An 11,425-nucleotide genomic window follows, 5' to 3' on the forward strand; every position below is an offset into this window, starting at 1 on the left:
CTCAATAAAGCCGTTCAAAAGATACTCTTTTTTCACTGTTCAACAATCACGGTTGCGTTTTTTCTTTTTCCGGCCGCAAAACCCTTGCGCCTGCTCCCCCTTTACGGCATTTTCTTAAGCACGCACTCAGGCTTCGCTACGAGACGAAGCCAGCACAACATCAAACACGACAGGGTAATGGAGAAGGCTATGTGTTCTATTTTTGGCGTACTGGATATTAAAACTGACGCAGGCGAGCTGCGTAAAAAGGCGCTGGAGCTTTCCCGCCTGATGCGCCACCGCGGTCCGGACTGGTCTGGCGTATATGCCAGCGACAAAGCGATTCTGGCGCACGAGCGCCTGTCGATTGTCGACGTCAACGCCGGGGCCCAGCCGCTGTACAACGCCGAAAAAACCCATGCGCTGGCCGTTAACGGCGAGATCTACAACCACCAGGCGCTGCGCGCGGAGTATGGCGATCGCTACCAGTTCCAGACCGGTTCCGACTGCGAAGTGATCCTCGCGCTGTATCAGGAAAAAGGCCCGGAGTTCCTCGACGATCTGCAGGGAATGTTCGCCTTCGCCCTGTACGACAGCGAAAAAGACGCGTACTTAATTGGCCGCGACCATATCGGCATTATCCCGCTGTATATGGGCCATGACGAACACGGCAACTTCTATGTCGCCTCCGAAATGAAAGCGCTAGTGCCGGTATGCCGCACCATTAAAGAGTTCCCGGCGGGCAGCTACCTGTGGAGCAAAGACGGCGAAATTCGCCAGTACTATCAGCGCGACTGGTTTGATTACGACGCGGTGAAAGACAACGTTACCGATAAGAACGAGCTGCGCCAGGCGCTGGAAGAGTCGGTGAAAAGCCACCTGATGTCCGACGTGCCTTACGGCGTGCTGCTCTCCGGCGGTCTTGATTCATCGGTCATCTCGGCTATCACCAAGAAATTCGCCGCCCGTCGCGTCGAAGATCAGGAGCGTAGCGAAGCCTGGTGGCCGCAGCTGCACTCTTTCGCGGTCGGTCTGGAAGGCTCTCCTGACCTGAAAGCGGCGCAGGAGGTGGCCAACCACCTCGGCACCGTGCACCACGAAATTCACTTTACCGTCCAGGAAGGGCTGGATGCCATCCGCGACGTTATCTATCACATCGAAACCTACGATGTGACCACTATTCGCGCCTCGACGCCGATGTACCTGATGTCGCGGAAAATTAAAGCCATGGGCATCAAAATGGTGCTTTCCGGCGAAGGTTCGGACGAAGTGTTCGGCGGCTACCTCTACTTCCATAAGGCGCCGAACGCCAAAGAACTGCACGAAGAGACGGTGCGTAAGCTGCAGGCGCTGCATATGTTTGACTGCGCCCGCGCCAACAAAGCGATGTCCGCCTGGGGCGTGGAGGCCCGCGTGCCGTTCCTCGACAAGAAGTTCCTCGACGTCGCGATGCGCATTAACCCGCAGGATAAGATGTGCGGCAACGGCAAAATGGAAAAACACATTCTGCGCGAATGCTTTGAATCCTACCTGCCGGCCAGCGTCGCCTGGCGCCAGAAGGAGCAGTTCTCTGACGGCGTCGGCTACAGCTGGATCGATACCTTGAAAGAAGTGGCCGCCAAACAGATCAGCGACCAGCAACTGGAAACCGCAAGCTTCCGCTTCCCGTACAACACGCCGACCTCCAAAGAAGGCTATCTGTACCGCGAGATCTTCGAAGAGCTGTTCCCGCTGCCGAGCGCGGCGGAGTGCGTCCCTGGCGGTCCGTCGGTGGCCTGCTCTTCAGCGAAAGCCATTGAGTGGGATGAAGCGTTCAAAACCATGAACGATCCATCAGGCCGCGCGGTCGGTGTCCACCAGTCGGCCTACAAATAAGCCCAGACGGGCGGTGAAACGCAAAACGGACCCTCCGGGGTCCGTTTTCTTTTTGCCGGATTTATACCGCTGAAAAACGATAAATAACCAATAATTGCCGAATATTCCAGCGAGCTGTTCGCAACCTAACCAAACAGTCACATTACAACGATTTTCCTTGAAAAAGAGGTTGACGCTCGCAGGCCCAATACGCATAATGCGCCCCGCAACGCCGATAAGGTTACGCGAAAAAAAGATGGCTACGTAGCTCAGCTGGTTAGAGCACATCACTCATAATGATGGGGTCACAGGTTCGAATCCCGTCGTAGCCACCATCTTTTTTGCGGGAGTGGCGAAATTGGTAGACGCACCAGATTTAGGTTCTGGCGCCGCAAGGTGTGCGAGTTCAAGTCTCGCCTCCCGCACCATTCACCAGTTAGCGTTGTACGGATGGGGTATCGCCAAGCGGTAAGGCACCGGTTTTTGATACCGGCATTCCCTGGTTCGAATCCAGGTACCCCAGCCATATTTCTTCGATATTTGCGGTTCACCGCGACGGTATTGGGGTATCGCCAAGCGGTAAGGCACCGGTTTTTGATACCGGCATTCCCTGGTTCGAATCCAGGTACCCCAGCCATCGAAGAAGCAGTAAGACAATTAGGCTACGTAGCTCAGCTGGTTAGAGCACATCACTCATAATGATGGGGTCACAGGTTCGAATCCCGTCGTAGCCACCAAATTCTGGACGTATCGATACGCATCGATAAATCCGCAAACAATTTGTTGGGGTATCGCCAAGCGGTAAGGCACCGGATTCTGATTCCGGCATTCCGAGGTTCGAATCCTCGTACCCCAGCCAAATTTAAAAGTCGTTCAGCAGTGAACGCACTGTTGCCCTCAACCGGCGTAGTTACGGTCAAGCGCAACAGACAATTGGGGTATCGCCAAGCGGTAAGGCACCGGATTCTGATTCCGGCATTCCGAGGTTCGAATCCTCGTACCCCAGCCATTTCAATGCAAAAAAGCTCACTTCGGTGGGCTTTTTTGCTATTGGCGTCCTGACATGCTTACTCCGTACTGACTGCCGGGCAGGCGCTCTCCGCTACGCCCCTGCCCGGGAAGCCGGTTTTACAAGCCTAAGGCATACTTCAGCGCCTGACGCTTCAGCACCCCGGCGCGTTCAGCCGCCATCAGGCCAATATTACGCAGCATCCGCACCGGCGCCAGGTCATTGCTGAAACCGGCATAAAAGAGGTCCATCCCCGACTGCATGATAAAATTATCCGCTCGCCGCCGCGCCTGGTAGCGCTTCAGCACCGGCAGGCTGGCCCAGTCTTCGCCGCGGCCGCGCGCTTCCGCCAGGATCTCCAGCAGGGCATCGACATCACGATAGCCAAGATTAACCCCCTGCCCCGCCAGTGGATGAATGGTGTGCGCCGCATCGCCCACCAGCGCCAGGCCGGGCTGAACATACTGCAGCGCATGACGCCGGGTAAGCGGGAAGGCGCCGGCCGCCTGCGGCGTCACCTGCCCCAGCCGCGCCGGAAAGTGACTGGCGATCTCCTGCTGGAGCTGCGCCATGGTCATGCTTTGCAGCTGACGGATCCGCGCCGGGGCGTCGTACCAGACCAGCGAGGCCCAGTGGTCGAACAGCGGCAGGAAGGCGCGTGGGCCGCTGGGAGTAAACTGCTGCCAGGTGCTGTCGCCGGGATCGTCGGCGCATTCGACGCTGATCAGCATACAGGACTGCTGATATTGCCAGGCGTGCACGCCGATGCCGGCCATCTCCCGCACCTGGGAGTTAGCGCCGTCGGCGCCGATAACCAGCCGGGCGTGGATCGTCTCCCCCTCGCGCAAATGCAACGCCGTCTGCGTCTCGCCGCGCTGCATCGTTTTCAGTTCGCTACCGACGCGCAGGGTAACCGCCTCATGCGCCGCCAGCGCTTGCCACAGGCCCCATTGCAGAACCTTGTTCTCGACCATATAGCCCAGCTCCGGCAGCTTGAGCTCCGCGGCGTCGAAGGCGACGTGCGCGCTCTCCCACTCCCAGGTCTCCAGACGGCGATAAGCGTGGACGCGCATCGCCCGTATGGCATCCCAGACGCCGAGACTCTTCAGCAGGCCGACCGAAGCCGCGCTGATCGCCGAGATCCGCACATCCGGGGCGGATGCCGGATCGAACGCCGGTGGCGCCGCTTTCTCAAGCACCGTCACGGTAAATCCCTGTTGCGCCAGCCCTAACGCCAGGGCGCCGCCCACCATGCCGCCGCCCACGATGGCGACATCTGTTACGTGAATTGTCATGGCTATTATCCTTAAAGCAGAATCCGTTAAGTTTACCGGATTTTTCGCCCTCTTGCGGCGATAACGCTCGCACTGGTCAGGGGGCGACCAAAGCATTACAATACGCGCCCTGGAATGCGAAATTCACCCTGTATATATCCCCGCGTTTTGGATATCTATTACTGAGCATGAGCAAGTCAATGACAAAAAAACTCCATATTAAAACCTGGGGCTGTCAGATGAACGAGTATGATTCATCAAAGATGGCCGATCTGCTGGATGCGACACATGGGTATCAACTGACCGAAGTGGCGGAAGAAGCAGATGTGCTGTTGCTCAATACCTGCTCAATTCGTGAGAAGGCCCAGGAAAAAGTTTTCCATCAGCTTGGCCGCTGGAAGCTGCTGAAAGAGAAGAACCCGGACCTGATTATTGGCGTCGGCGGCTGCGTGGCTTCCCAGGAAGGCGACCATATTCGCCAGCGCGCGCACTATGTCGATATTATTTTCGGGCCGCAAACCCTGCACCGCCTGCCGGAGATGATTAACTCCGTGCGCGGCAACCGCAGTCCGGTAGTTGATATCAGCTTCCCGGAAATTGAAAAATTCGATCGCCTGCCAGAGCCGCGCGCCGAAGGGCCGACCGCCTTTGTCTCGATTATGGAAGGTTGCAATAAATACTGCACCTACTGCGTGGTGCCGTATACCCGCGGAGAAGAAGTTAGCCGTCCGTGCGACGATATCCTGTTTGAAATCGCCCAGCTGGCGGCGCAGGGCGTGCGTGAGGTCAATCTGCTGGGGCAGAACGTTAACGCCTGGCGCGGTGAGAATTACGACGGCACCACCGGCAGCTTTGCCGACCTGCTGCGCCTGGTCGCCGCCATCGACGGCATCGACCGCATTCGCTTCACCACCAGCCACCCGATCGAATTTACCGACGATATCATCGACGTTTATCGCGATACGCCGGAGCTGGTGAGCTTCCTGCACCTGCCGGTGCAGAGTGGCTCCGACCGTGTGCTGAACCTGATGGGACGCACCCATACCGCGCTGGAGTATAAAGCGATTATTCGCAAGCTGCGTGAAGCGCGCCCGGATATTCAGATAAGCTCCGACTTTATCGTCGGCTTCCCGGGCGAAACCACGGAAGATTTCGAAAAGACCATGAAGCTCATCGCCGACGTCAATTTCGATATGAGCTACAGCTTTATCTTCTCCGCTCGCCCGGGCACCCCGGCGGCCGATATGGTCGACGACGTGCCGGAGGCGGACAAAAAACAGCGTCTGTATATCCTGCAGGAACGCATTAACCAGCAGGCGATGGCCTGGAGCCGTCGCATGCTCGGCACGGTACAGCGCATCCTGGTGGAAGGCACCTCGCGTAAGAACATCATGGAGCTTTCCGGACGTACGGAGAATAACCGGGTGGTCAACTTCGAAGGTACCCCGGACCTCGTCGGTAAGTTTGTCGATGTCGAAATCGTCGATGTATACACCAACTCGCTGCGCGGTAAAATCGTGCGCACCGAAGCGGAGATGGGTCTGCGTATCGCTGAATCACCCGAATCAGTGATTGCCCGCACCCGTAAAGAGAACGATCTTGGCGTGGGAATTTACCAGCCATGATCCCTTCAGGCCTGTCGGTTCCGGCAGGCCTTGTAATTCCTCTCTCCGTCCCTATATCTACAGCAATGCTTGCGCCATTTTCCTGTGACGTAAATAATTTCCTGATTAGCCGGCCACGCGCCGCGTCCGGCCACCTGCGTAAAGAGGAATAGTTTGAACATAGACACTCGTGAGATTACCCTGGAGCCAGCGGATAACGCACGCCTGTTAGCCCTGTGCGGCCCGTTTGACGACAACATTAAACAGCTGGAGCGTCGGTTAGGCATTGAGATCAACCGCCGTGACAATCACTTTAAGCTGACCGGTCGCGCCCTGTGCGTGCACGCTGCCGCCGATATTCTGCGCAGCCTGTATGTCGACACAGCGCCAATGCGCGGTCAGATTCAGGATATTGAACCAGAGCAGATCCACCTGGCGATCAAGGAAGCGCGCGTACTGGAGCAGAGCGCCGAAAGCGTGCCTGAGTACGGTAAAGCCGTCAATATCAAGACCAAGCGCGGGGTAATCAAACCGCGTACGCCGAACCAGGCGCAGTACATCGCCAATATCCTCGATCACGACATCACTTTCGGCGTGGGTCCGGCGGGTACGGGTAAAACCTATCTGGCGGTGGCGGCGGCGGTCGATGCGCTGGAGCGCCAGGAGATCCGCCGTATTCTGCTGACCCGTCCGGCCGTCGAGGCAGGCGAAAAGCTCGGCTTCCTGCCCGGCGATCTGAGCCAGAAGGTCGACCCGTATCTGCGCCCGCTGTATGACGCGCTGTTTGAGATGCTCGGCTTTGAGAAAGTGGAGAAGCTGATTGAGCGTAACGTCATCGAAGTGGCCCCGCTGGCCTATATGCGCGGACGGACGCTGAATGACGCCTTTATCATTCTTGATGAAAGCCAGAACACCACCATCGAACAGATGAAGATGTTCCTGACCCGCATCGGCTTTAACTCCAAGGCGGTGATCACCGGCGACATCACGCAGATTGACCTGCCACGCAGCACCAAATCCGGTCTGCGCCATGCCATCGAAGTGCTGGCGGAAGTCGATGAGATCAGCTTTAACTTCTTCCATAGCGAAGACGTGGTGCGCCATCCGGTGGTCGCCCGCATCGTGAACGCCTATGAGGCATGGGAAGCCGCAGACCAGAAACGTAAAGCAGAGCTGGCCGCCGAGCGCAAACGCGAAGCCCAGGAACAGGAGCAAAAATGAGTCAGGTGATCCTCGATTTACAGCTGGCCTGCGAAGAGACCAGCGGCCTGCCGGACGAAGCCCTTTTCCAACGCTGGGTCGACGCCGTCATTCCGCCGTTTCAGGAAGAGTCAGAGTTAACGATTCGTCTGGTCGACGTTGCAGAAAGCCATGAGCTGAACCTGACCTATCGCGGCAAGGATAAGCCGACCAACGTCCTCTCCTTCCCGTTTGAAGCGCCGCCGGGAATTGAAATGCCGCTGCTCGGCGATCTGATCATCTGCCGTCAGGTGGTAGAGCAGGAAGCCAGCGAGCAAGGTAAGCCGCTGGAGGCGCACTGGGCGCATATGGTGGTGCACGGTAGCCTGCATCTGCTGGGCTACGATCATATCGAAGACGACGAAGCGGAAGAGATGGAAGGCCTTGAAACAGAGATAATGCTTGCTCTGGGCTATGAGGACCCGTACATTTCCGAGAAGATTGCGGAATAGCGCCCAGCCGGATGGCGGTGCTTGCGCCTCATCCGGCCGCTGTTTCTGCGTTTTACCTGCCAGAAAGTCAGGCAACCCATGCCGTCCGGCGCTGAGTTTACGCGCGACGAGCGACAGTTAAATCAACATGAGAACCCAAACGACGCCATGAGCGACGACAATTCACACAGTAGTGACACAGTAAACAGCAAAAAGGGATTTTTCTCCCTGTTACTCAGCCAGCTTTTTCACGGGGAACCGAAAAACCGCGATGAACTGCTGGCGCTGATCCGTGATTCCGGGCAGAACGATCTTATCGATGAAGATACGCGTGACATGCTCGAAGGGGTAATGGATATCGCCGACCAGCGGGTCCGCGACATTATGATCCCCCGTTCACAAATGATAACCCTGAAGCGCAACCAGACGCTGGACGAGTGCCTGGATGTCATCATCGAATCCGCCCACTCGCGTTTCCCGGTCATCAGTGAAGATAAAGATCACATCGAAGGGATTCTGATGGCCAAGGATCTGCTGCCGTTTATGCGCAGCGACGCCGAAGCCTTCAGCATGGAAAAAGTGTTACGGCCGGCGGTTGTCGTCCCGGAAAGCAAGCGGGTCGACCGCATGCTGAAAGAGTTTCGCTCACAGCGCTATCATATGGCGATCGTTATTGACGAATTCGGCGGCGTCTCTGGCCTGGTGACCATCGAGGATATCCTTGAGCTCATCGTCGGGGAAATTGAAGACGAGTACGACGAAGAAGAAGATATCGATTTCCGCCAGCTGAGCCGCCACACCTGGACGGTGCGCGCCCTGGCCTCCATCGAAGACTTCAACGACGCCTTCGACACGCACTTTAGCGATGAAGAAGTGGATACCATTGGCGGGCTGGTGATGCAGGCCTTCGGCCATCTGCCGGCCCGCGGCGAATCTATCGACATTGATGGTTACCAATTCAAGGTAGCAATGGCAGATAGTCGTCGTATCATTCAGGTGCATGTAAAGCTGCCCGATGACGCTCCCCAGCCGAAGCTGGAAGAGTAAGCGGTAGCGCTGAAATGGCCAGCCGGGAGACCGCGAGTCATACACGGTTGTAGGAGCCCCGCGTCCGGCTGGCAAAAAGAATAGCCTGTAGCAGCAGGCGTTAATTAACGGGACGATTAACCTAAATGGTATTTGCCTCTCTTCTTGAACGCCAGCGCGTACGTCTGTTGCTGGCGCTGTTGTTTGGAGCCAGCGGAACGCTGGCTTTTTCACCTTATGACTTCTGGCCAGCGGCTATCGTTTCGCTGATCGGTCTGCAGGCGTTAACCCTCAACCGACGCCCGCTGCAAAGCGCCGGGATCGGCTATTTCTGGGGACTCGGGCTGTTCGGCACGGGTATCAACTGGGTCTATGTCAGCATCGCGCAGTTTGGCGGAATGCCCGGCCCGGTTAACGTCTTCCTCGTCGTTCTGCTGGCGGCCTATCTCTCGCTCTACACCGGCCTGTTTGCCGGCCTGCTCGCCCGTCTGTGGCCTAAAACTAACTGGATACGGATGGCTATCGCTGCCCCTGTCGTCTGGCAAATCACCGAGTTCCTGCGCGGCTGGGTGCTGACCGGCTTTCCGTGGCTACAGTTCGGCTACAGCCAGATTGACGGCCCGCTGAAAGGCCTCGCGCCGGTGATGGGCGTCGAGGCGATTAACTTCCTGCTGATGGTAGTCAGCGGCCTGCTGGCCCTGGCCCTCGTCCAGCGCAACTGGAAGCCGCTGGCGATTGCCGCGCTGCTGTTCGCCCTGCCGTTCCCGCTGCGCTATATCCAGTGGTATCAGCTGCTGCCGGCGCGCGCGACCCAGGTCTCGCTGGTGCAAGGCGATATCCCACAGGCCATGAAATGGGACGAAAAGCAGCTGGTCAATACCCTGAAAACCTACCTGGCGCTGACCCAGCCGCATATCGGCCACTCGCAGCTGATTATCTGGCCTGAATCGGCGATCCCGGATCTGGAGATCAACCAGCAGCAGTTCCTCAGCATGATGGACGATCTGCTGCGCGCAAAAGACAGCTCGCTGATCACCGGCATTGTCGATGCGCGTCTCAACAAGCAGAACCGTTACGATACCTACAACACCATCATTACTCTCGGCAAAGATAACCCGTACCGCTACGACTCGACCAATCGCTACAACAAGAACCATCTGGTGCCGTTCGGCGAGTTTGTACCGCTGGAGTCGATTCTGCGTCCGCTGGCGCCGTTCTTTGACCTGCCGATGTCCTCCTTCAGCCGCGGCCCCTACATGCAGCCGCAGCTGATGGCGCATAACCTGAAGCTGACCGCGGCCATCTGCTACGAGATAATCCTCGGGGAACAGGTGCGGGATAACTTCCGGCCGGACACCGACTTCCTGCTGACCATCTCCAACGACGCCTGGTTCGGCAAGTCCATCGGCCCGTGGCAACACTTCCAGATGGCGCGAATGCGCGCCCTGGAGCTGGCCCGCCCGCTGCTGCGCAGCACCAACAACGGCATTACTGCGGTGATCGGCCCGCGTGGCGAGATCCAGAAGATGATCCCGCAGTTTACCCGCGAGGTGTTGACCACCACCGTGACCCCCACCAGCGGCTTAACCCCTTACGCCCGCACCGGCAACTGGCCGCTATGGGCGCTGACGGCGCTGTTTGGTTTCGCCGCGCTGCTGATGAGCCTGCGCCAGCGTCGCCGATAAGTTTCTCCGCCGGCGACGCCCGTCGCCGGCTTTTTCTCCCCATCATCTGCCACTCTGGCACAGTCATTGCTTTATTTAACCTGGTAGCGGCATCGTCCGACCCAGTGCAACCGGGTTGCACCAGAAACGATCGGTGGTCGCGCTATTTTGGTGCAATGGAAGATATTTGCCTCCGATTGGTGCGGAGCGCTTCGCAAAAATAAACAATAAAGCAGCAAAATCTTTACATTAAGCCAAACTAAATGCTAACAAACACATACAAATGCGGCACGTGGACGCGTGCCCCCAATAACAACACACACAATCACAATGGGTATCAATAGCGTCGCTGACGCTGCGGATAAGGAGTTGGATATGCAATTACGTAAACTGGCCACGGCAATGCTGGTAATGGGAATGACCGCTGGTCTGGCGCAGGCGGAAGATGCTGCCCCGGCGGCTGGCCAGAACACCCTGGATAAGATCGCCAAAAACGGGGTTATCGTTGTCGGCCATCGTGAATCTTCGGTCCCGTTCTCTTACTACGATAACCAGCAGAAGGTTGTGGGCTACTCTCAGGATTATTCCAACGCCATCGTCGATGCCATCAAGAAAAAACTGAACAAACCCGATCTGCAGGTCAAACTGATCCCGGTCACCTCGCAGAACCGTATCCCGTTGCTGCAGAATGGCACCTTTGATTTCGAGTGCGGCTCAACCACCAACAACCTTGAGCGCCAGAAACAGGCGGCCTTCTCCGATACCATCTTCGTGGTCGGTACCCGTCTGCTGGTGAAGAAAGGCGGTCCGATCAAAGATTTCCCGGACCTGAAGGATAAAGCGGTCGTCGTCACCTCCGGAACCACCTCAGAGATCCTGCTGCATAAGCTGAACGATGAGAAAAAAATGAATATGCGCATTATCAGCGCCAAAGATCATGGCGACTCTTTCCGCACCCTGGAGAGCGGACGCGCCGTGGCCTTTATGATGGATGATGCCCTGCTGGCTGGCGAACGCGCCAAGGCGAAGAAACCGGATAACTGGGAAATCGTCGGCACCCCGCAGTCGAAGGAAGCCTATGGCTGCATGCTGCGGAAGGACGATCCGACGTTCAAGGCGCTGGTTGATGAAACCGTCGCCCAGGCTCAGACCTCTGGCGAAGCGGAGAAGTGGTTTGACAAATGGTTCAAAAACCCGATTCCGCCAAAAAATCTTAACCTCAACTTCGAGCTGTCGGACGACATGAAAGCGCTGTTCAAATCACCTAACGACAAAGCACTGAACTAATTATAACAACCAGGGGCGGGATATCCTGCCCTCCCGATGATTGTCACAGCACGGACAG

The 11,425-nt window shown here is 57.1% G+C and carries 8 protein-coding genes and 7 tRNA genes; 14 read left to right on the forward strand and 1 reads right to left on the reverse strand.

What is annotated here, in order from left to right; genetic code table 11:
* Positions 1-189: 189 nt before the first annotated feature.
* From asnB to LPQ25_RS18335, 8 genes are all read left to right on the forward strand, one after another.
* Entirely contained in the window at positions 190-1,854 is a 1,665-nt protein-coding gene (asnB, locus tag LPQ25_RS18300; protein ID WP_002894734.1) for an asparagine synthase B, read from the forward strand.
* Between the two features lie 237 nt (positions 1,855-2,091).
* Positions 2,092-2,168: transfer RNA gene (locus LPQ25_RS18305), tRNA-Met, on the forward strand.
* Positions 2,169-2,176: 8 nt separating this feature from the next.
* Positions 2,177-2,261, forward strand: a tRNA-Leu gene (locus LPQ25_RS18310).
* 23 nt (positions 2,262-2,284) lie between these two features.
* A tRNA-Gln gene (locus LPQ25_RS18315) sits at positions 2,285-2,359 on the forward strand.
* A 36-nt stretch (positions 2,360-2,395) separates the two neighbouring features.
* A tRNA-Gln gene (locus LPQ25_RS18320) sits at positions 2,396-2,470 on the forward strand.
* 23 nt (positions 2,471-2,493) lie between these two features.
* Positions 2,494-2,570 (forward strand) — tRNA-Met (locus LPQ25_RS18325).
* A 47-nt stretch (positions 2,571-2,617) separates the two neighbouring features.
* A tRNA-Gln gene (locus LPQ25_RS18330) sits at positions 2,618-2,692 on the forward strand.
* A gap of 75 nt (positions 2,693-2,767) precedes the next feature.
* Positions 2,768-2,842: transfer RNA gene (locus LPQ25_RS18335), tRNA-Gln, on the forward strand.
* A gap of 119 nt (positions 2,843-2,961) precedes the next feature.
* Here LPQ25_RS18335 and ubiF read toward each other — a convergent pair.
* Positions 2,962-4,137, reverse strand: coding sequence for a 3-demethoxyubiquinol 3-hydroxylase (gene ubiF / locus LPQ25_RS18340; protein WP_012737652.1), 1,176 nt, complete (start codon positions 4,135-4,137; stop codon positions 2,962-2,964).
* 179 nt (positions 4,138-4,316) lie between these two features.
* Here ubiF and miaB point away from each other — a divergent pair, with 179 nt between their 5' ends.
* The 6 genes from miaB (at position 4,317) to LPQ25_RS18370 (ending at position 11,367) form a co-directional block, all read left to right on the forward strand.
* Entirely contained in the window at positions 4,317-5,741 is a 1,425-nt protein-coding gene (miaB, locus tag LPQ25_RS18345) for a tRNA (N6-isopentenyl adenosine(37)-C2)-methylthiotransferase MiaB (protein WP_002894730.1), read from the forward strand.
* Positions 5,742-5,894: 153 nt separating this feature from the next.
* Positions 5,895-6,941, forward strand: coding sequence for a PhoH family protein (locus LPQ25_RS18350; protein ID WP_004176871.1), 1,047 nt, complete (start codon positions 5,895-5,897; stop codon positions 6,939-6,941).
* Positions 6,938-7,411 (forward strand): rRNA maturation RNase YbeY, encoded by a 474-nt coding sequence (gene ybeY / locus LPQ25_RS18355; protein ID WP_002894722.1) that lies wholly within the window; start codon positions 6,938-6,940, stop codon positions 7,409-7,411. Before LPQ25_RS18350 ends, ybeY begins: the two co-directional genes overlap by 4 nt.
* A 147-nt stretch (positions 7,412-7,558) precedes the next feature.
* Positions 7,559-8,437: a CNNM family magnesium/cobalt transport protein CorC gene (corC, locus tag LPQ25_RS18360; protein WP_004197606.1), complete on the forward strand. Its 879-nt coding sequence runs from the start codon at positions 7,559-7,561 to the stop codon at positions 8,435-8,437.
* Between the two features lie 125 nt (positions 8,438-8,562).
* Positions 8,563-10,101 carry an apolipoprotein N-acyltransferase gene (gene lnt / locus LPQ25_RS18365; protein ID WP_012737650.1) on the forward strand — a complete coding sequence of 513 codons (1,539 nt, stop codon included), beginning with the start codon at positions 8,563-8,565 and terminating at the stop codon, positions 10,099-10,101.
* 354 nt (positions 10,102-10,455) lie between these two features.
* Positions 10,456-11,367, forward strand: a complete 912-nt coding sequence (locus LPQ25_RS18370) for an amino acid ABC transporter substrate-binding protein (protein ID WP_002894712.1) — start codon at positions 10,456-10,458, stop codon at positions 11,365-11,367.
* The last annotated feature ends 58 nt before the right edge of the window (positions 11,368-11,425 follow it).

The organism is Klebsiella sp. KPN54798 (assembly GCF_021184225.1).
GTDB classification, from domain to species: domain Bacteria; phylum Pseudomonadota; class Gammaproteobacteria; order Enterobacterales; family Enterobacteriaceae; genus Klebsiella; species Klebsiella pneumoniae.

What these genes read in the sequence shown, in the direction of transcription:
- ybeY (WP_002894722.1), top strand. Translation starts at nt 6,938, where the DNA reads ATGAGTCAGGTGATCCTCGATTTACAGCTGGCCTGCGAAGAGACCAGC.
- lnt (WP_012737650.1), top strand. Translation starts at nt 8,563, where the DNA reads ATGGTATTTGCCTCTCTTCTTGAACGCCAGCGCGTACGTCTGTTGCTG.
- corC (WP_004197606.1), top strand. Translation starts at nt 7,559, where the DNA reads ATGAGCGACGACAATTCACACAGTAGTGACACAGTAAACAGCAAAAAG.
- asnB (WP_002894734.1), top strand. Translation starts at nt 190, where the DNA reads ATGTGTTCTATTTTTGGCGTACTGGATATTAAAACTGACGCAGGCGAG.
- ubiF (WP_012737652.1), bottom strand. Translation starts at nt 4,137, where the DNA reads ATGACAATTCACGTAACAGATGTCGCCATCGTGGGCGGCGGCATGGTG.
- miaB (WP_002894730.1), top strand. Translation starts at nt 4,317, where the DNA reads ATGACAAAAAAACTCCATATTAAAACCTGGGGCTGTCAGATGAACGAG.
- LPQ25_RS18370 (WP_002894712.1), top strand. Translation starts at nt 10,456, where the DNA reads ATGCAATTACGTAAACTGGCCACGGCAATGCTGGTAATGGGAATGACC.